At 60.0% G+C, this 25,291-nt stretch carries 21 protein-coding genes, 1 tRNA gene and 1 riboswitch; of the genes, 8 read left to right on the top strand and 14 right to left on the bottom strand.

Features of this window, described 5'->3' with window-relative positions:
• Positions 1-77 precede the first annotated feature (77 nt).
• Both NOM06_RS07080 and NOM06_RS07075 read left to right on the top strand, forming a co-directional pair.
• Positions 78-575, top strand: coding sequence for a GNAT family N-acetyltransferase (locus NOM06_RS07080; RefSeq protein ID WP_106843437.1), 498 nt, complete (start codon positions 78-80; stop codon positions 573-575).
• 4 nt (positions 576-579) lie between these two features.
• Entirely contained in the window at positions 580-1,440 is an 861-nt protein-coding gene (locus NOM06_RS07075) for a GyrI-like domain-containing protein (protein WP_255910801.1), read from the top strand.
• Between the two features lie 97 nt (positions 1,441-1,537).
• Here the strand turns inward: NOM06_RS07075 and NOM06_RS07070 are convergent, their stop codons facing one another.
• Positions 1,538-2,125 (bottom strand): superinfection exclusion B family protein, encoded by a 588-nt coding sequence (locus tag NOM06_RS07070; RefSeq protein WP_005336432.1) that lies wholly within the window; start codon positions 2,123-2,125, stop codon positions 1,538-1,540.
• Between the two features lie 172 nt (positions 2,126-2,297).
• Positions 2,298-2,404, top strand: a riboswitch (yybP-ykoY riboswitch).
• A gap of 88 nt (positions 2,405-2,492) precedes the next feature.
• Between NOM06_RS07070 and NOM06_RS07065 the strand changes: the two genes are divergently transcribed.
• The gene (locus tag NOM06_RS07065; RefSeq protein ID WP_255910672.1) at positions 2,493-3,479 is read left to right on the top strand and encodes a sodium:calcium antiporter; all 987 of its coding nucleotides are present in this window, start codon (positions 2,493-2,495) and stop codon (positions 3,477-3,479) included.
• Between the two features lie 67 nt (positions 3,480-3,546).
• Here the strand turns inward: NOM06_RS07065 and NOM06_RS07060 are convergent, their stop codons facing one another.
• The 3 genes from NOM06_RS07060 to pepA all read right to left on the bottom strand — a co-directional run bounded on the left by NOM06_RS07060 (position 3,547) and on the right by pepA (position 8,601).
• The gene (locus tag NOM06_RS07060) at positions 3,547-6,399 is read right to left on the bottom strand and encodes a valine--tRNA ligase (RefSeq protein WP_255910670.1); all 2,853 of its coding nucleotides are present in this window, start codon (positions 6,397-6,399) and stop codon (positions 3,547-3,549) included.
• A gap of 64 nt (positions 6,400-6,463) precedes the next feature.
• Positions 6,464-6,919 carry a DNA polymerase III subunit chi gene (locus tag NOM06_RS07055; RefSeq protein ID WP_040068777.1) on the bottom strand — a complete coding sequence of 152 codons (456 nt, stop codon included), beginning with the start codon at positions 6,917-6,919 and terminating at the stop codon, positions 6,464-6,466.
• Between the two features lie 173 nt (positions 6,920-7,092).
• A complete protein-coding gene (gene pepA / locus NOM06_RS07050) occupies positions 7,093-8,601 on the bottom strand; it encodes a leucyl aminopeptidase (protein WP_005336423.1) in 1,509 nt (502 codons plus the stop codon).
• A 172-nt stretch (positions 8,602-8,773) separates the two neighbouring features.
• Between pepA and lptF the strand changes: the two genes are divergently transcribed.
• Positions 8,774-9,886, top strand: a complete 1,113-nt coding sequence (gene lptF / locus NOM06_RS07045) for an LPS export ABC transporter permease LptF (protein WP_005356742.1) — start codon at positions 8,774-8,776, stop codon at positions 9,884-9,886.
• Positions 9,887-9,911: 25 nt separating this feature from the next.
• Positions 9,912-10,982: an LPS export ABC transporter permease LptG gene (gene lptG, locus NOM06_RS07040; protein WP_021231808.1), complete on the top strand. Its 1,071-nt coding sequence runs from the start codon at positions 9,912-9,914 to the stop codon at positions 10,980-10,982.
• 74 nt (positions 10,983-11,056) lie between these two features.
• On the opposite strand, the gene NOM06_RS07035 is transcribed toward lptG, so the two are convergent.
• Positions 11,057-11,590 carry an RDD family protein gene (locus NOM06_RS07035; protein WP_199251975.1) on the bottom strand — a complete coding sequence of 178 codons (534 nt, stop codon included), beginning with the start codon at positions 11,588-11,590 and terminating at the stop codon, positions 11,057-11,059.
• A gap of 143 nt (positions 11,591-11,733) precedes the next feature.
• Between NOM06_RS07035 and NOM06_RS07030 the strand changes: the two genes are divergently transcribed.
• Positions 11,734-11,819 (top strand) — tRNA-Leu (locus NOM06_RS07030).
• A 239-nt stretch (positions 11,820-12,058) separates the two neighbouring features.
• On the opposite strand, the gene NOM06_RS07025 is transcribed toward NOM06_RS07030, so the two are convergent.
• The 8 genes from NOM06_RS07025 to NOM06_RS06990 form a co-directional block, all read right to left on the bottom strand.
• Positions 12,059-12,682: a PepSY-associated TM helix domain-containing protein gene (locus NOM06_RS07025; RefSeq protein ID WP_255910656.1), complete on the bottom strand. Its 624-nt coding sequence runs from the start codon at positions 12,680-12,682 to the stop codon at positions 12,059-12,061.
• A 64-nt stretch (positions 12,683-12,746) separates the two neighbouring features.
• Positions 12,747-14,789, bottom strand: a complete 2,043-nt coding sequence (locus NOM06_RS07020) for a TonB-dependent siderophore receptor (RefSeq protein WP_255910653.1) — start codon at positions 14,787-14,789, stop codon at positions 12,747-12,749.
• Positions 14,790-15,082: 293 nt separating this feature from the next.
• The gene (locus tag NOM06_RS07015) at positions 15,083-16,120 is read right to left on the bottom strand and encodes an acyltransferase (protein ID WP_255910651.1); all 1,038 of its coding nucleotides are present in this window, start codon (positions 16,118-16,120) and stop codon (positions 15,083-15,085) included.
• A 224-nt stretch (positions 16,121-16,344) separates the two neighbouring features.
• Positions 16,345-17,256 (bottom strand): D-alanyl-D-alanine endopeptidase, encoded by a 912-nt coding sequence (gene pbpG, locus NOM06_RS07010; protein ID WP_019444871.1) that lies wholly within the window; start codon positions 17,254-17,256, stop codon positions 16,345-16,347.
• A gap of 264 nt (positions 17,257-17,520) precedes the next feature.
• The gene (gene yjeM / locus NOM06_RS07005) at positions 17,521-18,987 is read right to left on the bottom strand and encodes a glutamate/gamma-aminobutyrate family transporter YjeM (RefSeq protein WP_255910646.1); all 1,467 of its coding nucleotides are present in this window, start codon (positions 18,985-18,987) and stop codon (positions 17,521-17,523) included.
• Between the two features lie 435 nt (positions 18,988-19,422).
• Positions 19,423-20,301 carry an EamA family transporter gene (locus tag NOM06_RS07000; RefSeq protein WP_370688910.1) on the bottom strand — a complete coding sequence of 293 codons (879 nt, stop codon included), beginning with the start codon at positions 20,299-20,301 and terminating at the stop codon, positions 19,423-19,425.
• 33 nt (positions 20,302-20,334) lie between these two features.
• On the bottom strand, positions 20,335-21,255 hold the full coding sequence (locus NOM06_RS06995; RefSeq protein ID WP_255910642.1) for an ABC transporter substrate-binding protein: 921 nt from the start codon (positions 21,253-21,255) through the stop codon (positions 20,335-20,337).
• Positions 21,256-21,375: 120 nt separating this feature from the next.
• The gene (locus tag NOM06_RS06990; RefSeq protein WP_019444867.1) at positions 21,376-22,431 is read right to left on the bottom strand and encodes a porin; all 1,056 of its coding nucleotides are present in this window, start codon (positions 22,429-22,431) and stop codon (positions 21,376-21,378) included.
• Positions 22,432-22,652: 221 nt separating this feature from the next.
• Between NOM06_RS06990 and glpX the strand changes: the two genes are divergently transcribed.
• Together glpX and NOM06_RS06980 are read left to right on the top strand one after the other, a co-directional pair.
• Positions 22,653-23,663 (top strand): class II fructose-bisphosphatase, encoded by a 1,011-nt coding sequence (gene glpX, locus NOM06_RS06985; RefSeq protein WP_005336386.1) that lies wholly within the window; start codon positions 22,653-22,655, stop codon positions 23,661-23,663.
• Between the two features lie 134 nt (positions 23,664-23,797).
• Positions 23,798-24,049 carry a YkgJ family cysteine cluster protein gene (locus tag NOM06_RS06980; RefSeq protein ID WP_005336384.1) on the top strand — a complete coding sequence of 84 codons (252 nt, stop codon included), beginning with the start codon at positions 23,798-23,800 and terminating at the stop codon, positions 24,047-24,049.
• Positions 24,050-24,119: 70 nt separating this feature from the next.
• Here NOM06_RS06980 and NOM06_RS06975 read toward each other — a convergent pair whose 3' ends face one another.
• The gene (locus NOM06_RS06975) at positions 24,120-25,283 is read right to left on the bottom strand and encodes a heme biosynthesis HemY N-terminal domain-containing protein (RefSeq protein ID WP_255910640.1); all 1,164 of its coding nucleotides are present in this window, start codon (positions 25,281-25,283) and stop codon (positions 24,120-24,122) included.
• Positions 25,284-25,291 lie beyond the last annotated feature (8 nt).

Raw genomic sequence — 25,291 nt, 5'->3', positions numbered from 1 at the left:
AAGACAAATCGGTGTTGCTGGGGGATGTGTAACCGCGCCGGATATTGCATGATGGAGGCTTCGAAAAGGAGCCTCATATGCAGATTACTATCCGTCATGCCGAACCCGCCGATGCCCCCGCCTTGCGGGATCTTTACGCCATGCCCAATGCCCAGGCGGGCACTTTGCACCTGCCTATGCCACCCCTTAGCCAGTGGCAAAAACGGTTGGAGAACGGTGATGTGGTCGCCTTGGTGGCGGAGGCCGATGGGAGGCTGGTGGGTCAGATCTCATTGCATGTGGAGCCCAATCCCAGACGCAAGCATGTGGCCGGGATTGGCATGGGAGTGCGGGATGACTGGGCAGGCAAAGGGGTGGGCTCTGCCCTGATGGCCGCGGCGCTGGATCTGGCCGATAACTGGCTCAACCTGCACCGGATTGAGCTGACTGTCTATACCGACAATGAGGCCGCACAGGCGCTCTATCGCAAGTTCGGTTTCACGCAGGAGGGGTTGGCCCGTGACTATGCCTTCCGCCAGGGGCGCTATGTGGATGCACTCTATATGGCCAGAGTCGCGGGGGGCGCCAGTCGCTAACGGTATGGTCGATTATCAGGCCAGATTGCGCCCGGTGATCCGGGCGCTGGAGCAGAATCCCGATCTCTCCATTGAAACGCTGGCAAGCCGTGCCTGCTTGTCTTTCTACCATTTTCACCGGGTGTTTACGGCTGTGGCGGGGGAGACGCCCGGGGAGATGTGTCGTCGTCTGCGCATCCAGCGGGCTGCTTGGCAGCTCTGCTATACCGATGCCAGTGTCACGGCCATTGCGTTGGGGGCGGGGCTCGCCAGCTCCCAGGCGTTTGCCAAGGTATTTCGCCGTTACTATGGTTGCTCGCCGGGAGAGTTTCGCCGCGACAAGAGCAAGAATGGACACTTGATGAGCAAGGATGGACACGCACTTGTGCAGCCTAATCCTTATGCTGAGGGTCACTCATCAGCACGGAGCAATACCATGAAAACCATCGAGATGGACGCCCGCACTCTGGCCTATATGCGTGTCACCGGCCCCTATGGCGAGGGGTATGACCCCGTCTGCAGCCAGCTGCATCAGTGGGCCAGCGCCCGCGGTCTGGAAGGTGGGGAGTGGATCTTCATCTATCACGATAACCCCGAGGTGACTCCGCCAGCCCAGTGTCGCACTGACATCGGGGTGACGGTGCCTGCGGGGACGGTGGGGATGGGAGCGGTCGAGATCCAGATTATTCCCGCCGGTCGTTATGCCCAGTCCCGTTATCTTATTACCGACCGCAGTCAGTATGGCCCGCGTTGGCAGGAACATATCGGCGACATCGTTGCTGCCGGGCTGGAGTTTGGCAATGGTCCCTGCTTCGAGCTTTATCACAGCATGAGCGATGATCCTGTGCAGGACGATGTCAGCTTTTGCTCCAGCCTAAAGGGGTAGGGGGCAGCAAGACGGAAGGGATGGTACAGAACGTCGCGCAGAAACGAGAGAGCCGGACAGTGTCCGGCTCTTTTGCATCTGGCGGATGGGGCGGCGGTTAGCGCTGGAACCCCTTCTGGGCGAACTTGGGACGGGCGTTCATGATCTGCTCCACCTGCTCGTCGCTCATCTTGCCGCGCGACAGCCCCAGCACCTTGTAGGTGAGCAGCGGTCGGGCGGGCAGGGCGATCATCAGGGCGCGGATCTGGTTCTCGTCATCCTTCTCCCGGGTCGGCTTGCCGTAGGCGTAGGTGAGGACGCCGGCATCCATCAGGTTTTTGACGGCGGGCTCGGTGATCGGCAAGTTTATGACGCTTTTACGCTGCAGCACGAACTCGCGCAGCACCGCCTTCTCGTTGAAGTCGAGGAAGCCGATCATCTGGGCCAGCTGGTCCTGCTGACGGCGCGCCTGCCACTCTTCGCATGCCCACTCCCAGGCGATCAGGAAGCCCTGACTGCAGAAGTAGGAGATGGCGATCAGCATGCCGACCCCCAGCCAGGCCGCATGATCCGCAGCCCACTGGCTGACTGCCCCTTTCATCAGCCCGGCCGGAAACAGCAGAATGATGCTGCAGCAGAGCAACAACCAGACCATTAGCCAATTGAGGCGGTTCAGTTGATAGAAATGTTGGATCCACCGTTTCATTGTTCATCCTTCCCAAACTGTTGTGGATAGTGAACTACCTACAGCAATCGGTGTGCCAACAGCGCAATGGCGGTGGGGAGGAGGGGCTGGCGAGGTTACATTCCCTTACAACTTATTGAATGAGTTGTCATTAATTTGCCTTGTGAGGCGGCGGTCGAGTTGCTAAAACGTCCCCTCAGTCATTGGGGAGTAGCAACCCGCCCGAATTCCGGGCCGGGCCCATGTCAACACTCTTGGATCCTCGAATCCATGGCATGGGCGGCGATAGGCACTATCGCTCTGCAAGACCTTTGGCCTCGATATGCACGCCAGCCGGGCGAGCCATGTCGGGTCCATCGGTTATTCTGCTCGCCTGGCGGTATCTATTATGTTGATTACCCTGCTGTTATTTCTCGTCTCTGCGGTCACCATCTACCTTGCCTGCGAATACTTCGTCAACGGCATCGAGTGGACCGGCCACCACTTCAAACTCTCGCAAAGCGCCACCGGTTCCCTGCTGGCGGCATTGGGTACGGCCCTGCCCGAATGCATCGTCACCCTGACCGCCCTGCTGATGGGCAACACGACCGCCCAGCAAGAGATCGGCATTGGCGCCGCCCTCGGCGGGCCGCTGGTGTTGGCCACCATCGGCTATGCAGCGGTCGGTCTTACCCTGCTGCTTTGCATGAGCCTTACCGAACGGGCCATCGACGGCGAGGTGCAGCGCGAGATTGGCCGGGATCAGCGCTGGTTTATGGGAATCTTTCTGGTGGCAACTGCGCTGGGGCTGGTCGCCTTTACCGGTAAGAGCTGGCTGGCCCCGCTCTTCCTGCTGGTCTACCTCGTCTATGTAAGGCGCGAGCTGAAACAGAGTGACAGCCATGAGGTCGAGCTGCCGGAGCCCCTCAAGCTGGCTCCAAATGCCGGGATCCCGCCCCTTGGCAAGGTGCTGCTGCAGACACTGGCTGCATTGGTGGTGGTGGCGCTGGCGGCCCAGCTGTTTGTCCATCAGCTGGAGAGCATGGGCGAGCTGTTTGGCCTCTCGCCGGTACTGGCGGCCCTGCTGCTGAGTCCGGTGGCGACCGAGATGCCGGAGCTGATGAACGTGCTGATCTGGGTGCGGCAGGGCAAGAACCGGCTGGCGCTGGCCAATATCTCCGGGGCCATGATGATCCAGGGCACCATCCCCAAGGCGTTCTGTCTGCTGTTTACCCCCTGGCTGCTGGATGGCGCCATGATGGCCTCCTCGCTGGTGACGTTGCTGGCGGTAGGGTTGCTCTGGTGGGGGTTCCGAAAGGGGGTGATGACCGCCGAACGGTTGGCACTGGTCGGCTTGCTTTATCTCGGCTTCTGCGGCTGGCTGCTGGTGAGCTGAAACGGGAAGCGCGGATATGAAAAAGCCCCCTTGGCAGGGGGCTTTGGTGTATCGGTTGGGGCGGTGTTTACAGCGCGGCGATTTCGGCCTGCTGGGCTTCCAGCTTGGTCAGCTGGAGACGGTAATCTTCCAGCTTCTCGCGCTCTTTGGCGATGACTGCTTCCGGCGCCTTGGCGACGAAGGCTTCGTTGCCGAGCTTGCCTTCGATACGGCCGCACTCGCCCACCAGACGGGCAACCTCTTTGGCCAGACGGGCCAGCTCGGCGTCCTTGTCGATGAGACCAGCCATCGGGATCATCAGCTCGGTAGCGCCGATCAGCTTCTTCACTGACAGGGGAGCCACTTCACCGTCTGCCAGTACGCGGATAGATTCCAGACGTGCCAGGGACTTGAGGAAGGCCTCGTTGTCACCGGCGCGCTGGCTATCCTTGGCATCGCACTGGAGCAGCACGTTGAGGGGCACGCTCGGGGCCACGTTCATCTCGGCGCGGATGTTGCGGATGCTGACGATGAACTCCTTCACCCACTCCTGATCCGCCATCGCGGCTTCGTCCACCTTGGCGGCATCGAACTCCGGGAAGGCCTGAATCATGATGGTGTCGGCGTGTACGCCAGCCAGCGGAGCGACCGATTTCCAGATGGTCTCGGTGATGAACGGGATGATCGGGTGTGCCAGACGCAGCAGGGTTTCCAGCACGGTCACGAGGGTGTGGCGGGCAGCGCGCTGCTCAGCCTCGGAACCCTTGGTCAGTACCGGCTTGGTCAGCTCCAGATACCAGTCACAGAACTGGTTCCAGATAAATTCGTACAGCACGCCAGCCGCGATGTCGAAGCGGTAGGTATCGAGGGCGGTACGGAAGTCACGGATGGCCACTTGCAGCTGGGACAGGATCCAGCGATCCGCCAGACTGAACTGCATTTCGCCGCCGGCAAAACCGCAATCCTGATCTTCGGTGTTCATCAGCACATAGCGGGAGGCGTTCCACAGCTTGTTGCAGAAGTTGTTGTAGCCGTCCAGGCGCTTCATGTCCCAGTTGATGTCACGACCGGTAGAGGCCAGCGCCGCCAGGGTGAAGCGCAGGGCGTCGGTACCGTGGGCATCGATCCCTTCCGGGAACTGCTTGGCGGTACGCTTGGCGATCTTCTCGGCCATCTGCGGCTGCATCATGTTGCCAGTGCGCTTCTCCAGCAGGTCTTCCAGCGAGATACCGTCGATCATGTCGAGGGGGTCCAGCACGTTGCCCTTGGACTTGGACATCTTCTGGCCCTCTTCGTCACGGATCAGACCGGTGATGTAGACGGTCTTGAACGGGACTTGTGGCTGGCCGTTTTCGTCCTTGATGAAGTGCATGGTCATCATGATCATCCGGGCAATCCAGAAGAAGATGATGTCGAAGCCGCTCATCAGCACGTCGGTCGGGTGGAAGGTCTTGAGTGCCTCGGTGTTGTTCGGCCAGCCCAGGGTGGAGAAGGTCCATAGGGCGGAGCTGAACCAGGTGTCGAGCACGTCTTCGTCCTGACGCAGGGTGGTTACGGACGGGATGCTGTGCTTGGCGCGCACTTCATCTTCGCTGCGGCCAACGTAGACGTTGCCGGCATCGTCATACCATGCCGGGATGCGGTGACCCCACCACAGCTGACGGGAGACGCACCAGTCCTGAATGTCGCGCATCCAGGAGAAGTACATGTTTTCGTACTGTTTCGGCACGAACTGGATGCGGCCATCTTCTACCGCTTCGATGGCGGTCTTGGCCATCGGTGCCACGCGCACGTACCACTGGTCGGTCAGCATCGGCTCGATGGGCACGCCACCGCGATCGCCGTAAGGCTGCTGCAGCACGTGATCCTTGATGTCGTCCAGCAGACCCAGCTCTTCCAGCTTGGCCAGAATCGCTTTACGGGCAGCGAAGCGCTCCAGACCGGCGAACTCGGCCGGCAGGGCTGCATCGTAGGCAGTGCTCGGGTTGCCGTTGGTGTCGACCACTTCGGCCTCGGCACGCACGTGGGCGTCCAGAGTGAAGATGTTGATCATCGGCAGGCTGTGGCGCTTGCCCACTTCGTTATCGTTGAAGTCGTGGGCAGGGGTGATCTTCACGCAACCGGTGCCCTTCTCCATGTCGGCGTGTTCGTCGGCGACGATGGGGATCAGACGGTTCACCAGCGGCAGCAGGATGTGCTGGCCGATCAGCGCCTTGTAGCGCGGGTCTTCCGGGTTCACGGCCACGGCGGTATCGCCCAGCATGGTCTCCGGACGGGTGGTGGCGACGATCAGGTAATCCTTGCCTTCGGCAGTCTTGGCGCCGTTGGCCAGCGGATAGCGCAGGTGCCACATGTGGCCCTTGATCTCGCGGTTCTCCACTTCCAGATCGGAGATGGCGGTGTTGAGTTTCGGATCCCAGTTCACCAGACGCTTGCCGCGGTACATCAGGCCATCTTCGTAAAGACGAACAAACACTTCCTGCACGGCGGCGGAAAGACCCTCATCCATGGTAAAGCGCTCGCGCTCCCAATCCACGGAGTCGCCCAGACGGCGCATCTGGCGGGTGATGGTGCCACCGGACTCTTCCTTCCACTGCCAAATCTTGTCGATGAAGGCATCACGGCCGTAATCGTGGCGAGTCTTGCCCTCTTCTGCGGCGATCTTGCGTTCAACCACCATCTGGGTGGCGATACCGGCGTGGTCGGTACCAGCCTGCCACAGGGTGTTCTTGCCCTGCATGCGGTTGTAGCGGATCAGGGTATCCATCAGGGTTTGCTGGAAGGCGTGACCCATGTGCAGGCTGCCGGTGACGTTCGGCGGCGGGATCATGATGCAGAAGGAGTCTTTGCTGGTGTCGCCGTGGGGCTTGAAGTAACCCTGGGCTTCCCAGTGCTGATAGAGCGCCTGTTCGATGGCGTTGTGATTAAAAGTCTTTTCCATGGTCTCGCCGTAATCTGGATGGATGGAGTCTGGTGTTGATTCTTTATGGATCAATTGGTTGCAGTCAGGGCTGCGCCGGATCCGGTGCGGCAAGGACGGGCTGATCCCTCATTTCGAGGGTATGGCCTGCCTGGCGATAGTGCTTGTAGCGCTCGCGGGCTTGCTGCTTTTGTGTTTCGTCAGTGGGGACAAAATCTACCACTTGAGCGAAGTGTCCTGCAAACAAAGGTGTCGCAGTGGCCAGATTGATGAGGCGGGCGTAGCGCCGTTTCGGTGGCTGATAGCCGATCTCCACCGGGGCCATGCCGCTTTCGCCTTGCAGCTGGTGCGGCACGAAGCGCTCCGGCGGCAGTTGCCACAACAGCTCGTCCAGACGCAGGGCCTGGGCCTCATCGTTGCAGAACAGGTAGATATGGCCCGCCCCCCACGACTCGGCCGCAAGAGTGCAGGCCAGTCGCTCGACCGCAGAGGCCTGCGCGTCATCCTGTTCGCTCATCAGGTAAAAGGTCACTTGGCTCATCAGGTTGATCCCGTTTTGCGGTGACGGACTGTTGACCGCCTCATGAGGCTGACGGGGCGTTTCCCGTCCGCAGCCCACTGATTCAAGAATGAAACAAGGAAGAGGCGGGCCTCTTCCTTGTGGTTCAGGTAACGCCAACCCTTCCGATGCAGCCATCGGCAGGGGCCGGAGAGTTACTCTTTCTCTTCGATATCCACGCCAGCCCGGTTCAGCAGGAACTGGGTCAGCAGGGGCACCGGACGACCGGTAGAGCCTTTGTCCTTGCCACTCTTCCAGGCGGTCCCGGCGATATCCAGGTGGGCCCAGTTGTACTTCTTGGTGAAGCGTGACAGGAAGGCGGCTGCGGTGATGGTGCCGGCCGGACGACCGCCGATGTTGGCCATGTCGGCAAACGGGCTGTCGATCTGCTCTTGATACTCGTCGAACAGCGGCAGACGCCAGGCGCGATCACCCGCCTGTTCGGAGGCGTTGAGCAGCTCGTGGGCCAGCGGGTTGTGGTTGGCCAGCAGACCCGAGGTGTGGTGACCCAGCGCGATGACGCAGGCACCGGTCAGGGTCGCCACGTCGATCACGGTTTCCGGATCGAAGCGGTCCACATAGGTCAGTGCATCACACAGCACCAGACGACCTTCCGCATCGGTGTTGAGCACTTCGATGGTCTGGCCTGACATGGAGGTGAGGATGTCACCCGGGCGATAGGCGTTGCCACCCGGCATGTTCTCGCAGCCTGCCAGCACGCCGATGACGTTGATCGGCAGTTGCAGCTGGGCCAGCGCATGCATGGTACCGAGCACGGAGGCAGCGCCACCCATGTCGTACTTCATCTCGTCCATACCGTCGGCCGGCTTGATGGAGATGCCGCCGGAGTCAAAGGTCAGACCCTTGCCGACCAGCACGATGGGCTTGGCATCCGGATGACCCTTGTATTCGATGATGGCCATCATGGCTTCATTGTCGGAGCCGCGGGCCACCGCCAGATAGGAGTTCATGCCGAGCTCGGCCATCTCCTGCTCGCCCACCACCTTGGTGGTGATGTTGTCGTAGGCATCGGCCAGACGACGGGCCTGGGAGGCCAGATAGGCCGGGTTGCAGACGTTGGGCGGCATGTTCGCCACGTCGCGGCAGACCCGCACACCCTTGGCCACGGCCAGACCGTGAGCGATGGCTTTTTCACCAATGGTCAGTTCCCGACGCGTCGGCACGTTGAATACCAGCTTGCGCAGCGGGCGACGTGGCTCGGCCTTGTTGGTCTTGAACTGATCGAAGCTGTAGAGGCCCGCCTTGGTGGTTTCTACCGCCTGGCGTACCTTCCAATAGGTATCCCGACCCTTGACGTGCAGCTCGGTGAGGAAGCAGACCGCTTCCATGGAGCCGGTTTCGTTCAGGGTGGTGATGGTCTTGTTGATGATCTGCTTGTACTGGCGTTCGTCGAGTTCCCGCTCCTTGCCGCATCCGACCAGCAGTACGCGCTCGCTGAGCACGCCCGGTACTTGATGCAGCAGCAGCATCTGGCCTGGTTTCCCTTCCAGGTCGCCACGGCGCAGCAGCGAACTGATATAGCCATCGCTGATCTTGTCCAGTTGTTCGGCAACCGGAGAGAGGCGACGAGGCTCAAATACGCCGACTACGACGCAGGCGCTCCGTTGCTTCTCTGGACTGCCACTCTTTACACTGAACTCCATGGAATCTCCTACATCCTAAAGACAAAAGGCACCTTTTATTGAATAATGCGGTGCTTGTTGGGGTATCAGAGGCGGAGCGAACAGCCACAGGCTCCGCAGTTCAAACTGGTAAAAATCCAATATACGGCCCTATTTTTCAGGCATTCGACTAAAAACACAAGTTTACTTGGGAATGACTGTGATCGTTTTCCGATATTTGTTCAGGGAAACCCTGAAAACCCAGCTGGCAGTGTTATTCGTATTGCTGCTTATCTTTGTCAGCCAACAATTTATCAAGATCATCGGTGATGCCGCCGATGGCGAGGTGCCGACACGTCTGGTCTCCACCCTGCTGCTGCTCAACTTGCCCAATATGGCGTTGTTGATGCTGCCTATCAGTCTCTTTTTAGCCATTTTGTTTGCCCATGGTCGCCTCTACGCCGAAAGCGAGATGACGGTGATGCATGCGGTCGGCTTCAGCCACCGTTTCGTGATGCGCAGCGCCATGTTGCTGGCCTTGCTGACGGCGGTGGTTGCGGCGTTCAACACCGGCTGGATCGCCCCGCAAGCCAAGGAGCGCGAGTATCAGGTGATCGACGAGTTCAAGTCGGACCCGGGTATCTCCTTCCTGCAGGCGGGCCGCTTTATGGAGCTCGACAAGGGGCGTCTGGTTGCCTATATCCAGGATTTGAACGACAACGGCTCAAAACTGCAAAAGATCTTCGTGCTGCAGCGGGCGGAGGGGAACAATCCTCCCTCGGTGGTGGTGGCGACCGAAGGGGTGGTGACGGTCGATGAGAACGGTCTGCAGTGGCTGACCCTGATGGATGGCTCCCGCTACGAGGGGAACTTCTCCGGCAAGCAGTTCCAGATCTCCGATTTTCGCGAATATGGTCTGGTGATCCGCCAGCAGGAGATGGAGCGTTCCAACCGCAAGGCGGCGGCCAAGCCGACCATGGAACTGTTCGGTACCCAGGACAACGCCATGATGGCGGAATTGCAGTGGCGTATCTCGCTGCCCCTCTCCATTCCGGTGCTCACCCTGCTGGTGGTACCGCTGGCGCGGGTCAATCCCCGTCAGGGGCGCTACGCCAAGCTGTTGCCGGCCATCATGCTCTATCTATCCTACTTCCTGCTGCTCAGCGCCGCCCGTTCGGCCATCGACAGCGGTCGGCTGCCCTACTGGCCGGGGATGTTCCTGGTACCGCTCGGTTACCTGCTGTTTATCGGCCTGCCCCTCAATCTGCAGGGCACCAGCTGGTGGAACGGGGTGAAAGGGCGCTATTTCAACAGAAAATCAGCATGATGCTGCAACATAGGAACTTCTGCTGATGTTTGGCATTCTCGATAGGTATATCGGTCGGGTCATCTTTATGTCGATCCTGCTGTGTGAAATCACGCTCGTTGGTCTGGCGGCGCTCATCAAGTATGTAGAGCAGCTCAAGTCGGTCGGTGACGGCAACTACGACATGATTAACGCCCTCTACTATGTGCTGCTCTCCATGCCCAAGGAGGCGGTGCTCTTCTTCCCGCTGGCCGCGCTGCTGGGTGGCCTGATTGGTCTGGGTCAGCTGGCGACCAGCTCCGAGCTGGTGGTGATGCAGGCGGCGGGTCGCTCCAAGATCAGTATCGTGATGGCGGCGCTCAAGACGGCGATCCCGCTGATGATCATGGTGGGGTTGATGGGGGAATATGTGGCCCCCATCGCCAAGCGGATGGCAGATGACATCAAGGCGGGCGCGCTCTCCGAAGGTCGTCTGACGGTTTCCGCCTACGGGGTGTGGGCTCGCGATGGCAACAACTTCGTCAATATCAACGGGGTGCGTAACGATGGTGCCCTCACCGGCATCACCCTCTATCGCTTCACCCCCGAGCGCAAGCTGATCGATGTGGTGCAGGCGCAGGAGGGGGTGTTCGAGCGTCACCACTGGCTGCTCAAGCAGACCCAGGTTACCCGCTTCGACGACCCGGCGCAGATCCGCAGCGAACAGCATGACAAGATGGAGTGGAGCTCGGAGCTGACGCCCAAACAGCTGGGGGTGGTGAGTATCGACCCCGAGAACCTCTCGGTCTCCGGTCTGCTCGACTACATCGGCTATCTCGATGCCAACAAGCAGGATGCCGGTCGCTACAAGCTGGAGATGTGGCGCAAATTGCTGTCACCACTCTCGGTGGTGGCGATGATCCTGCTGGCCTCCTCCTTCATCTTCGGCCCGTTGCGTTCGGTGAGCATGGGGGCGCGGATGCTGATGGGGATCATGACCGGCTTTGCCGTCTATGTGAGTGATCGGGTGTTTGGCCCCATCAGTCTGGTCTATGCGGTACCGCCGATTCTGGCGGCTATCGCGCCCAGCCTGCTGTTTGGCGGTATCTCCTTCTACATCCTCAGCCGCAAGCAGTAATCCGCACGAGGTTATGAGGAAATGCAAAGAGGGCACCTGTTGGTGCCCTCTTTCGTTGCTGCATTGCTCCGGTATTACTTGTTCAACAATTCCAGATTTTCCTGCTTGCTCAGCACGATCACTTCGCACTCGGCCCAGATATCCTGAAACGCTCGCGGACGTTGGCGGTTGAACAGGCACATCAGGTTGCCCAGACCAAAGGCGGCGGTGGCGAGACGGATCAGCGCCTGGGTAATACGGATATGGCTGCCATCTTCGTTCTGAATGCGCAGCCGCCAGGCGCGCATGCCGACGGTCTGGCCAGCACGGGTCCAGAACCAGGTGTAGAAACCGCAGATGACGAAGGCGAGCCACAGGGTGTAGATCAGGCTCAGGTGGTGGCGGGTCAGCAACCAGACGGTATCTTCACCCGCCGGTACGCTGGCCATGCCGGTAACCAGCAGCAGCTTGGCGACACCCATGCCGATAAAGCCGGCGATGATCAGCAGCGAAGTCACCACCAGCGCATCATAAATCAGAGCGCCGAGGCGACGCAGCAGACCTGCTGACGGGTATGGCTGAGTGGCGGGAGAGGGGGATTTTTGTTGGACTTTTTTAGGCTTGGCCATCGTTTTTATTCCATTAAGATGATGGCGGCATTCTATGTAACTGGCCCCGCATCGGCAAGGCGTTGAATAAATGAACAAACGGGAGTGTTCAATCGAAAAACACCTTGCATGGCATCGCGCCATTCGTATAATCCCTCGCAGTTGCCCGGGTGGCGAAATCGGTAGACGCAGCGGATTCAAAATCCGCCGGTGAATAACCGTGTCGGTTCGAGTCCGACCCCGGGCACCATCAAATTCATGACAAAAGGCCATCAGCAATGATGGCCTTTTGTTTTTTGGCGTTCCTGCGCATTGGCAGCGTTGCTGCTGAGCAGGCAGTACTTCCCGTTACCTCTTGGTATCCCTTCTCTTTTCCCGCTCTCCGTTATTTCATTTCCTTGATATAGCCGCTGACGGCATCACCGCCAGCGGTCTGTTTCTATTGCGGTTTTTTTCCAAACCTTGCTGCATCAGAACATGGTTGCCGTGCTATCCCAGCAGGGCAAACAGCAGGGTGCCGAGGCTGCCAGCGAGTGTCAGCGCGATGATGGCTCTGGGTGTGCCGTGCAGCTTGGTCCACATAAACAGGCTGGTGAGGGCGAGCAGCAACAGGGCCAGGGCGGCGATATCGCCAAACAGCTGCCAGCCGAGGCCGGTACCCATGCCGCGGTGCAGCCGGTTGAGGCTGGCGGCAAAGTTGGCCAGTTGCAGATCGGTGCGAACCAGCAAGGTACCCTCGACATAGCTGGCGGCCACGCTCTGGCTGAGGGTGACACCGCGCATCTCCCACTTGGCGGGCAGGATGAGCGGGCCGTTCGGGGTGGGCAGGGTCTGGGCCGGGGTGATCATGGTTCGCCCGTCGGCAAAGGTATCGGGATAGCGCTGTTGCAGCAGGATTTTCAGCTGCTCCGGGCTGGCGAGCGGTGCCTCCAGCACTATCTCTTCACTCGATTTATTGGTGTGGGGGCCGGGGATGGGCAACACGGCACGGTGTTGCAGCCAGAGGCCGGTGATGCCGTACATCAGCATCAGGGCAAGGGTAAAAAAGCCGGCCCAAGCATGGAGGCGGCGTACCCATTTGTTGTTGTGAAGGGGAACTCTTCTGCGTTTCATCGTGGTTGCTTCATAAAAAAACTGGCCAGCAAGGGCTGGCCAGTCGGGGTGGTTGTCACAGAGATCAGAAGCGGTAGGTTCCGGTCAGGCTCAGCTGACGGGGCGTACCCGGCATGATCTGGGTGGCACTGGTGGCGCTGACAAAGTACTCGTGGTCGGTCAGGTTTTCGGCGCTCAGCTCGGCTTCCCACTGCTGCCAGCGATAACCGGCGCGCGCATCGAAGCGAGCGTAACCGGGCAGAGTGGTGGTGTTGGCGTTGTCGGCAAAGCGATCGCCCACTGCCGTCACGCCGGTTTCGCCGAACCAGCCCTGCTCGCCACTCTTGTAGCCGAGATAGAGCTGGCCATTCTGACGGGAGACGTTCATCGGGCGCTTGCCCTGCAGATCCGCATCCGCCTTGACCTGCTCGGCATCCTGAATGGCGAAGCCACCACGCAGGTAGATCTCGTCGGTCAGCTCGGCGCGGGCGCTCAGCTCGACACCCTCGGTGCGCTGCAGGCCGGTGAGGATCACCTTGGTGGGATCCAGCGGATCCTTGGTGCGCTTGTTGTACATCTCCAGTCGATAGAGGGAGAGAGTGGTCGCCAGCTTGCCGTTCAGCCAGTCACTCTTCACACCACCTTCGTAGAGGCGGGTGTGCTGGGGTTCCAGCCCGTTGTTCTTGTCACCCGGGGTGATGCCGATCAGCTCGCCGCCCACCGGAGTGAAGGTCTTGCTGTAGGAGGTGTAGAAGGCGTGATCCTCGAGGGGATTCCACACCAGACCGAGGCGCGGGCTCAGGCTGTTGACCGAGACGCTCTCCTCCTTGTTGAGGTCGTAGCGGCGACTGGTGACGGTGAAGTCGTCACGGCGCAGCCCACCCACCAGATGCCAGTCACCCAGGCTGAGCTGATCCTGAAGATAGAGGCCATTACCGCGCACCTTGTGTTTGGCGTCGCTGGAGAGCTTCATGGCGCCATTGTAGGTGGGCAGCGAGCCCGGATCGTAGAGATTGCCAGACGGGATGGCGGTGGCGTTCTGGTAGAGCTTGGGTGTGCGCTCCTGCCAGTTCTGCTCGAAGCCAACCAGCAGGCGATGTTCCACCGGGCCGGTCTGGAACAGACCTTCGGCCTCGGTGTTGCTGATCAGGTTCTTCGCTTTTAGGTCCTGCTGCCAGCGGGAGCGGGTCACCTTATCCCCTTTGACGCTGGTGACATAGGTGTTGTCAAACTGGCTGTCGAGGGTGGAGTACCCGAGCTGCTGGCGCAACTGCCACTGATCGTTGATATCCCAGGAGAGGCGGGAGCGGGTGGATTGCGCCACGTCATCGATGAAGTCGCGGCTGGTATCGCTGTAGACATACTCTCGCGGCACATCGGCCGGACGGCCATTGACCCCGGGAATGCCGCGATCCGGGGTGCGGTCATGTTCGTTGCGCTCGTACTGCACCAGCCAGTTGAGGTTGTCGCTGATCTCCCAGTTGACGGAGGGGGCCAGCAGGGTGCGCTTGCTCTTCACGCCGTTGCGGAAGCTATCTTTGTCCTCTTGCGCCATGTTGAGGCGCAGTTGCACCTGCTCACTCGCCTCGCCATTGAGGTCGGCAGCCAGTCGCTGGCTGTCAAAGCTGCCGACCCGGGCGGTGACGCTGGACTCCTGCCCTTTCTGCGGCTTCTTGCTGACCCGGTTGACGATGCCCCCCGTGCTGCCACGGCCGTAGAGCACGGCTGCCGGGCCCTTGAGCACTTCCACCCGCTCGATGTTGCCGAGATCCCGGGTGTACTGCATGTCGTCGCGGAATCCGTCGAGATAGAAGTCGTTGCTGGCGCTGAAGCCGCGGATATTGACCCCGTCGAAGCGGGTATCACCGCTGGCGTTAACACCGGGAATGCCGCTCAGGGCTTCACTCAGCGTTGGTTGGCCGAAGGCGGTCAGCTCGCTGACCTTGACGCTGTCGATGGTCTGGGGCACCAGCTTGGCTGGCGTATTGGTCCGGGTTGCGGTGGCAACTTCCTGATGCTGGGAGCGTTTGCCAACCACAGTCATGGTTTCATCGGTGGCCTGGGCAGTGAAGCCGGTGCCCAGCAGTGCCAGCGAGACCAGCGTTCTGCGAAAGTGAGGGTGCTGCATATTCAATATTGACTCTTTGGATGTCGACCTGACGGCTCGAACATATTGATTTAATTATAATTAGCCTGACCCGCCAAAGCGGGATGCCAATGATATTGATTTTCATTTGTCTGGCAAGGTGAAAATGGATAGGGGCATTGGAGGAGGGTTGTGCGGTCGGGGGAGCTCGGCTGAAAAGCAGAGCCATTGCAGCAAACCGCGCGAACGAAGCAAGGGAAAAAGGGCGTAGCGGAAGAGAAAGGGACAAAACGTGAAGAGGCATCCGGCCCGATAGGACGGGCCGGATGGAGGGTTCAGTGGGTACGCAGCAGTCGATGGGCGAGTGGCAGGGCCGCCATCAGGCGATAGGCCAGCAGAGATGATCCCAGCAGCAGCGGCACCTTGGCGATCTCCCACAGGATGGATGCGCCCTGCGGGCCGAACACGAAGAGCCAGACCACCAGCATCATGTGCAGGCAGTAGATCCCGAGCACTTTGGGGGCCTGACGTTCAAGCCAGCTGCCCTTGCCCCACTCGGGGTTGGCCAGCAGCAGGCCAAACAGGCCGATAGTCCAGGGAAGGGAGCCGAGCAGGAAGTCGTGGCGGGTGAGTTGCACCCCGGCGAAGTGCTGCAGCGCCCAGGCTTCACAGCCATAGAGCGCCACGCCCACCAGCAGCAGTTGCCAGCCGGTGCGGGCATCGGGCTGCCACTGACGCTGGCGCAGCAGGGCACCAAGCGCCACAAACAGCAGGGAGAAGAAGGGGCCGTTACGGGTGAGCAGTGGCCACTCGGCACCCAGCAGCGGCTTGGCATAGGAGCCCCCCAGCAGCGCCAGCAAGTAGAGGCCAAGACCCAGCCAGATGGCGAGCGATGGTCTGCCAAGCCGGTAACAGAGAGCCAGCAGGGCCACCGCCATGACCAAGGCAGGCAGGAACCAGAGGTGGATCATGCCGCCCACCAGCCAGCCATTGAGGGGGTCGCCGAGCTGGAATTGCCACTGCCCGCGCAGGGAGGCCAGATAGCCTTGCTGCACGGCATCCAGTGGATTGAACGGCAGCAGCAGGTAGACCAGACTCCATACCAGCCAGAGCAGCAGCAAGGGGTGGCAGTAGCGCCAGGCAACGGTCAGCGGCGCTTCGTGACTCAGCCTCGGCTGCAGAAAGTAACCGGCACAGAGGAAAAACAGCGGCACGGCAAAGCGGCATAACTGGTTGATGGCGCCGCTCAGCCAGAGCCAGGATCCACTTCCCCACAGGGCGGGATTGAACGGATTGGCGAAGGGGGATACGTGAATGGTCATCACGGCCAGAATGGCCAGTACCCGCCCGCACTCGATACTGGAAATACGCATGGTGGCTCGTCGTTACAGGGGTTGTGATGGCACGCTAAAATTCTTGCTGCCAGGTTACAACCAATTGATTCTATTAGTGTGAATCACGCTGTTGAGTAGTTACGTTTTGTAACGAGATGGCGGAAGGTGTTACCTGTAGCGGGAACTGGATCCCATTTTTTGGGCGCGCTCATGCAGATAAAAAAAAGCGAGGCAGGTGCCTCGCTTGGTTGGGGATCTCGAGCCTACTGGTGAGTCAGCATGCTGCTCTGGTTGGCTGCAAGGGTGGTTCTGCCCGAGCTCTCCAGCCAGGTTTTGATCCGCTTGGCATCGGCGACCCGATCGTTGGTGGTCTCGGCATTGAGCAGCACCATGATCACCGGCTCACGATTGACCTTGGTGCCCAGCACCAGGCAGCGGCCCGCTTCGCGGATATAGCCGGTCTTGGAAAGGGTGAACTCCCATTGCCCTTCGCGGATCAGCCGGTTGGAGTTGAGGTAGTGCAGCTGACGCTTGTTGGTGCGCACATAACTCTGCTCGTCGGTGGAATATTGGCGGATCAGCGGATAGGAGGCAGCTGCGGCGGCGAGCTTGGCGAGATCCTGCGCGGTGGAGACATTGCGCGGGTTGAGCCCTGTGCTGTCGGCGTAGCGGGTATTCCACATCCCCAGCATGCGGGCCTTGGCATTCATCGCCTCGACGAAGGCGCGCTGGCCGCCGGGATAGTGGCGGGCCAGCGCCGAGGCGGCGCGGTTTTCAGAGGACATCAGGGCGATATGGAGCATTTCGGCGCGACTGAGCCTGGAACCGATGGCCAGGCGCGAGCCGGTTCCCTTGATGCGGTCGATGTCGGCATTGGTCACAGTGAGCATTTCGTTGAGGCGCAGGTTGGCATCCAGCACCACCAGCGCCGTCATCAGCTTGGTGAGTGAGGCGATGGGCATTACCCGGTTGCCGTTGCGCTCGGAGATCACCTCGCCGGTTCTGTGGTTGGCCACCACGAAAGCGGCCGAGCTGAGGTTGGGCACATCCCGTCGCTCGAGAAAGCCGCTGCTGCTCTTGCTGCTGGCGGCAAAGGGGTTGGCATGGGCACTGTCCATAGTGGCCGGCAGCATTACTGCGCCAAGCAACAGGGGAAGGAGGGAACGCATCATCATGATCAGCTCTACCGGACGAAATACAGGGATATCTCGCTAAGTTATATGTCGTGAACTGGCGCTTCACAATCATTCTCACCTTGATATTGATAATTTACGGCGTTGAGTGCGCTCTGGCGGCGAGGAGAACGTAAAAAGGGTCTCCATAGAGTCTTTTCTGCATTAACAATATGGGTTGGTCGTGATGGTGAGCGGAAGCCGGCGCCGGCGCTAAAAAAATCGGGACCAGAACGGTCCCGATAGGCATGGAGCATTGCTTACCGTTTAGTGGGCATCTTCCTGCTTGATCTTGAAGCGCATGGCGATCACCACGAACAGCAGCGGGCCAATGATGGTCCAGACGCCGGTGGAGATATCGCCGGAGATAAAGGGGGCCACCACGGTAAAGACGTTGCCGAAGGCGACCAGGATCAGACTGATGATGGTAGCCAGCAGTACCGAGCCCGCGCTCTTGAAGAAGATCAGGTCTTTGCCCAGCGCCGGGTTGTTGCGATAGCGATACCAGGCGTAGATGAGGAACATGTAGGGCAGGGTCATGCCGACGTTGGTCATGGTGATGATCAGCTCGTAGAGGGCGGCGGCCCCTTCCGGGTTGATCAGGGTAAAGATGGACTTGGCGGCAATGAACAGACAGACCACCCAGGCTTGCACCTTGAGGGCTTCAATGCGCACGCCATTCTCGTTCTCGCGCTGGAAACGCTCCGGCCAGAAGTAGCTCGGGGTGCCGGTGATGAACTGGCGCAGCGGCGCGTAGGAGAGGGCGATAAAGGCACCCAGATAGCTCAGGAACATACCAAGTCCAGCAAAGCGCATGAATACCTGTCCCAGCCACTCGCCACCGAGATGGCGCCCCAGCTCCAGCATGATGATGAAGAGGGCGGAGAGAGAGGTGATCCCCTCGGCCGGGAAGTCGCTCCAGCGCATGATGGAGCCGACCGCCAGAAAGCCGATGATGTAGCAGAGCACGATGAAGGCGCCGGAGAGGAAGATGCCGCGCTTGAGGTCGCGCTCCGGATCTTCCAGCTCGTCAGCCACCCCGGCCATCGCCTCGACCCCGCCGTAGGCGAAGATGGCGAACACCATAAAGCCGAGGAAGGGGATGATGTCGTTGAAAGCGGCATTGGGAGAAGCCGTCAGCGATGCCTGGGTGAAGGGTTCCTGCAGAGTCATGCCGCTCACTGCGAAGGTGAAGACGCCACCGACCAGCAGCAACACGTTGAGTGCCACCACGGAGAGACCGCCGATGGCCGCCACTTTGGCGAAGCGGGCGCTACCCAGGGTGATGAGCTTGGTGACGGTGGCAACCAGCGCGATGGCGACCACTCCCAGAATAAAGGGGCCGAAGTCGATGCTGGTGCCCAGGGTGACCGGGATGACGGTGATGTCGCGGCCAAACAGCATGAAGGAGAGGGGCATCCACATAGAGAGCGCCTTGCCAAACATCCAGATGACGTAGGAAGCGAACCACATGGTCAGACCGATAAAGGCGAATCGGGTCGAGACCGAGTGGCGCATCCAGGTAAAGATGCCGCCCGCCTCTTTGCGAAAGCCGGTGCCGAATTCGATCATCATCAAAATGAACGGGATGAAGAAAAACAGACCGCCGATCACGAACATCGGAATGGCGGCATATCCCATTCGGTAAAAACCGATCCCGATATTAGTGACGCCAAATACCGATGTTAATATCATCAATATAAAGGCGCCCAACTTCAGCTTTTTTGCCGACATATTAAAAACTCCCTGATGGTGCTGGATTTAAAATAATCAAAAATTAAACAGACGAAACCGGACCCATTAATAACGCGGTAGCGCCATGCCATCCTGCTGTGGCGGGCGCGATCGGGTCATCTCTGACCGGGCTGGCTTACCCGTCAGGCGGTCAATGAATGTATGGGCGGAGCTGCATGGTCTGTGCCATGCGCGGTATTGGTCAGCGTTGCCGAAAATTAACGGTGAACGATTTTATCATTAATGCTGCTGGGCAGGTAAGTTTCCCGAATGAAGCTGTGGTTGAAATAAACAGACCTGCCAGTTAATTGATACGTTGCGGATGTAAACATTTACGCTCGGGTCGACACTTATTTCCATTATTTGTATTCGGCATATTTGGCGGAGTGAATTACGCCATCCTGCCTGATAAATACGCCCCAATGGTGACAGCGCTTATCCTCCCAGCCGGGTCAGCAGCACGCCGCCAGTGATAATGGCCGCCGCCGTCAGCCGCATGCGCCCGAGCGGCTCTTTCAGCAGCCAGACCGAGAGCAGCATGGCAAACAGCACACTGCTTTCGCGCAGAGCCGCGACCACGCCAATGGGGGCTTGGGTCATGGCCCAGATAACAATCCCGTAGGCGAGCAGTGACATAGCCCCTCCGGTGGCGCCAACCAGTGCATATTGACGGATCTGGCGCCAGGCGTTACGCCTCTGGTGGACGATCAGCACCAGCAGCATCGCCAACCCGGTGCAGGCAAAGAGCCAGAGGGTGTAGCGTACCGGTTCACCCCCTGCGCGGGCGCCGGCCCCATCCGAGAGGGTATAGGTCGCCGTGAACATGGCCGTGATCAGTGCTGCCCGAACTGCCTTGCTGTCAAGGCGCTGCTGCCCACCTCGCCAGGCCATCAGCAAGACCCCCATGATCAGCACGCAGGCGCCGATGATGCCGCCGTAACCGGGGTAGTCCCCCAGCAGCAGGGCACTTAACGCCATGGCGAGCAGTGGGGCGCTGCCACGGGCCAGCGGATAGATCTGGCCAAAATCGCCCTGATTGTAGGCATGGCTGAGAAACAGGCAGTAACCGATATGGAGCAGGACTGAGAGGCCGAGCCAGGGCAGCTCGGCAGTGGAGGGAAGCCCCATTGGCAGCAGCGCCACGGCGGCGATAAGCCCTGAGAAGATCGCCACCAGTGATACCCCCACCAGCCGCTCTTCGCCAATTTTGACCAGCGCATTCCAGCTGGCGTGAAGCAGGGCTGCCAGCAGAACGGCAAAAAAGACGGTGGTGCTCATGGGAAAGGGCTCTCGGGCGATGGGGGTCAACAGCATACCCGCCCGGAGCCTGATTGGCCGAGATCTTTATCAAGGCTTCGGCTTTTCGGGGCTCGCCTCCTGCGTGGTGGCGTTACCCAGTTGCCCCAACACCAGTTTGGGATGGGGGTCGGTCTGCAGCGGAATATCTTGCAGCTCGGCTCCCTGCTGATGGCGATGGATGATCCCTGCGGCCATCTTGCCCAGCGCCTCGTAGCTGCTGATGGTGCCAACGCTGCAGCCGTGTTCAACGAACAGCTCGGCACTGCAGATGGTAGGGATGGCCGCTTCGTTGAGCGCATTCAGCAGGCGGGGGGCGATGGAGAGCAGATAGCTGTCTGCGGCCAGAAAGACGATGTCGTTTTTGGCATCCTGTTGCAGCCGCTTCAGTTCGTTGTCCAGCCGCCGTGGGTCAGGGGCCATTCGCCAAGTGACCATTTGCCACTGGTAGCGTTTCGCTTCATTGAGCAGCATATCGGCCACCAGCAGGGTGTTCTGCTCACGGGGGTTGAAGGGTAGCAGCAGCCGTTTTCCGGTGGCCAGATGCTCGCTGGCGTTGGCCAGTTGCAGTGCCATCGGCACCATGTTGCTTACCCCGGCCACCATGCTGTTCTGGGCTTTGTCTTCCGAGAGGATGTCAGCCCCGACCGGATCGGAAACCACATTGAAAATCAGAGGCTTGCGGTTGGCCACCAGACTCTTGGTCATGGTGGTGGCGGTGGTGCCAAAAGTGTAGATGTAGTCGTATTCGGCCAGTTTCGGCAGCATCTGCTGGCGCAGCATGGTTGCCAGCGCCGTACGATCCTGATCGGCGTTATAGGTGGTGATGGTGGCCTGATAGCCAAGGCGGGTCAGCTCTGCCCGAAAGCCCGCTTCGGCTGCGGTTTCACCGCGCCACAGCACCATGGCGATAGAGAGGGCGTGAGCGGGAAGAGCCAGCAGCAACAGCAGGACGAAAGGCAGCCTGACCATGATCATCTCTCCGGCGATACATCTACTGTTGAGCCTAGGCCACTTTCTCCGGTCGTGAGCGACGCCCAGCAAAAAGCGCGATGGCAAGCCATCGCGCTTTGGGAATCCGCAAAACCTCGATTAGAAGTCGTAGCGGGCAGCCAGCTGGAAGTCATCCTTGACGTTGAGCTTGCCGCTCTCCTTGCTGTCCAGATTGTTGATACGGTACTCGCCAATCACCCGCAGGTTCTTGTTGAATTTGTACTGGGCACCCAGGGTGTAGTAATCCACGTTGTCTTTCTTGATGCCAGCCTTGTCCTGCTCCTGTTTGTTCCACAGGGCCATCAGACCGAAGCCGTTCTCGAAGTTGTAGCCCAGCGCGGCTTCCCAACCGGTGTGATCAGTGCCGGTCGCCAGGAAGTCGCTGCCATCGGCATAGCTCAGGGCGGCGTAGGCGGCCTTGTTGTCGAACTTGGCGGAGATCAGCCACAGCTTGGCATCTTCTTCACCGCTCTTGTCGCGGATACCGACGTTGTAGGCGGTACCCAGTGACAGGTTGAACGGGAAGGTATAGGCCACGGCAGCACCGTAGGCGGCGTCGCTATCCTTGCTGGTGGTCTCTTCGGTGTCACCACCGTCGAACTTGTAGCTGGTGTCGAGCTGGAAGCCATTGAACAGGCCGGAGTATTTCAGCACGGAACCGGCGCGGTTGGTGGCGAAGGTGTCAGTCTTGGCGCCCAGCGCTTCGTTGCCGTAGCCGTCGGAGAGGGAAACATCAGTCCAGTCGGCCAGGAAACCCGGGGCCCCTTTCTGGCGACCGAAGGTCACGGTGCCCCAGTCAGCGCCGACACCGGCGAACGCCAGACGGGTGCGCAGGTTGTCGGAGTTCTCGCTGATGGTCTTCTCGCTGTCATTGATATACATCTGTACTTCGTACTGAGCCAGAGCCTTCAGGCCGCTCTGGATCTGGGTCTCGGCCTTGGCGCCGAAACGGACAAACTGGTTGGCACCCTGTTTGTCGCTGTATTCGCTTTTCGGTTTGCCGCTGGCATCCAGTTCCTTCTTGTCACCAAAGAAGTGGCCAGCGTAGATACGGCCATAGAGATCCAGCATGGAGGTGTCATTTTTGTACACTTCAACGGCTTGAGCCTGGAAGGCTGCGGTGAGAGCCAGTGCCACTACAGTCAGCTTTTTCATCTTAATCCCTTGTGGTGTTGCAAGCTTTTGTTTTGAAAACGGGGTCATGCTAGGCAGCAGGGATGACAGCGGGGTGACAGTTGGATGAAGAGTCGATGGCAATTGGGTTGCAATTGGATGAATTGGCTACATTCTTGCTCGCAGCGGCTACTTTTGTGCGCAAAGGTTTGCCCTTGTGGTAGAATGCCGCCCGTTTTCGAGCTCCATAGGTTGGATATGCGATGAGACGTGAACTGGCAATCGAGTTTTCCCGAGTGACGGAAGCGGCTGCACTGGCTGGCTACAAGTGGCTCGGACGTGGTGACAAGAATATCGCTGATGGGGCGGCCGTAGCGGCCATGCGCCACATTCTCAACCAGATCGAGATCGATGGTGAGATTGTGATCGGCGAAGGTGAAATTGATGAAGCGCCGATGCTCTATATCGGCGAGAAGGTTGGTACCGGACACGGCGACGCGGTGGATATCGCGGTCGATCCCATCGAGGGTACCCGCATGACTGCCATGGGTCAGGCCAACGCGCTGGCCGTGCTGGCGGTGGGCGACAAGGGTTCTTTCCTGAAAGCGCCTGACATGTACATGGAAAAGCTGATCGTCGGGCCCAAGGCCAAAGGCGCCATCGACCTGGATCAGGCTCTCGAGCTGAACCTGAAGTCCGTGGCCAAGGCGCTGGGCAAGCCGCTCTCCCGTCTGACCGTCATTACCCTGGCCAAGCCGCGTCATGACAAGGCAATCAAGGAGATGCAGGGTCTGGGCGTGCGGGTGTTCGCCATTCCTGATGGTGACGTTGCCGCCTCCATCCTCACCTGTCTGCCGGACAGCGAAGTCGACATGCTGTATGGCATCGGCGGCGCACCGGAAGGGGTGATCTCCGCGGCGGTGATCCGCGCGCTGGATGGCGACATGCAGGCCCGTCTGGTGCCGCGTCACCGGGTCAAGGGCGACAGCCCGGAAGTGCGTGCGCTGGGCGAGCAGGAAATTGCCCGCTGCGAAGCGCTGGGCATCGATGTCAACAAGGTGCTCAAGCTGGAAGACATGGCGAAGAATGACAACGTCATCTTCTCCGCTACCGGCATCACCAAGGGTGATCTGCTGGATGGCATCACCAGCGATGGCGTGATGGCGACCACCGAGACTCTGTTGATCCGTGGCAAGTCGCGCACCATTCGTCGTATCAAGTCGATCCATTATCTTGAGCGCAAAGACAGCGTGGTACGCGATATCATCCTGTGATGATGGCTCGCTGAACCGGCTGTGTTGTCTGAAGCCCGATCGCCCGTGCGGTCGGGCTTTTTGTTGTGTGCCAGCTACGTTTGTGCCGCCGCTTCGGCTATGGTGGCTCAGACCGTCCCAAAGGAGTGGAGTCTATGGAGTGTCGTAGCGGCTGCGCAGCCTGTTGCATCGCCCCCAGTATCAGCAGTGCCATTCCCGGTATGCCAGATGGCAAACCGGCTGGCGTCCCCTGTATCCAGCTCGATAGCGCCCTTGGCTGCAAGATCTTCGGTCAACCAGAGCGGCCAGCGGTGTGCGGCGGTTTCCGCCCCATGATGGATGTGTGCGGCAGCCACCGTGCCGAGGCCATCTGGCTGATCGGCGAGCTGGAGCGGCTCACCACCTGACGAGGGCAGGGCGAAGAGATAAAAAAAGAGGCCGCAGCATGCGGCCTCTCGCGTTTCTGTTTGCCGGGGATCAGATCCCCGCCAGTTCCAGTGCCTGACGATAGTACTCGTTGGCCTTGTTGGTAAGGCGGCGTTTGTCCATCAGCTGGCCGAGGGCGTGGTAGGCGGCGGCGCTCGGCGCCCGCTCCACCTCCTGTTCCAGCAGCTTCTGGGCATCGTCCAGTTGACCTGCCAGCAGATAGAGCTGGGCCAGTGCGGTGTCTACCTCCGGTTGCCCCTGCTGTTTTTGCAGCAGCGCCAGCAGCGGCTGGTAGCTGTCGAGTTTCAGCTTGGGCAGGCGAGCCAGCAACTGGGGCATCGGCTGTTTGCGCAGCGCCTCCTGCCACAGGGTGGCAGCCTCGCTGTCAGCACCCAGCTGGCGCAGCAGATCGCCGTAGCAGGCCAGCAGTTCTGGCTCGAGGCGCAGCTTGCGCGGCAGATCCTGCCACACCGCCTTGAGGGTCTCGACGCTGCCGGCAGCCTGTTGCAGGCGGCCACACCAAGCCTGTTGCAGCAGATCTTCTTCCTGTTTCGGGGTCAGCTTGCCCACCTTGTGCAGCGCCGGGATCAGGTCGCACAGGGCACTCCAGTCCTGACGGGCCAGATGCACCTGGCGCAGCTGATCCAGCACCATGGGGTGGCGCGGGTTGAGGGCGTAGACCGACTCCAGCATCGCCAGCGCGGTATCGTACTGGCCCTGCTCGATCTGCAACTGGGTCTGGGTCAGGGTGAGCGCCAGCTCGGCTTTGGGATTCTCCTCCTGCGCTTTTTGCAGGTATTGATCCCGGCGGGCGTCGTCACCACGGGCCTGTGCCGCCTTGGCGGCGCTCAGGTAGTTGAGCAGCGGGGTGTCGCTATTGCTGGCCCCCTTGATCATCAGCTTTTCAGCCTGACTGTAGTGCCCTTCGGCCATTGCCAGGGTGGCGGCGACGGTCTGTTGATTGGCCTTGCGGCGGCGGCGCGAGCCGTACCAGCCGAGGGTCTTGCGGCGCAGGCCGAATACCCGACCCAGCAGCCACTCGACGATCAGCAGGGCGCCGTAGAACAGCACGGCCAGGATCACCGCGCTGGTGACGGAGGATTCGATGGTGTAATTGCCAAGGGCAATCAGCACATAGCCCTTGTTACCGGAGGCTTGCGGGCCAAAGATCAGCCCTGCGACCATCACGGCAACCAGAATGATTATACGGATCATGGTGCCCT

Source organism: Aeromonas sp. JL9, from assembly GCF_024436075.1.
GTDB classification, from domain to species: Bacteria; Pseudomonadota; Gammaproteobacteria; order Enterobacterales; family Aeromonadaceae; genus Aeromonas; species Aeromonas veronii.
The sequence above is the reverse complement of the archived record's forward strand: the minus strand, read 5'-3'. Positions and strand labels throughout refer to the sequence as shown.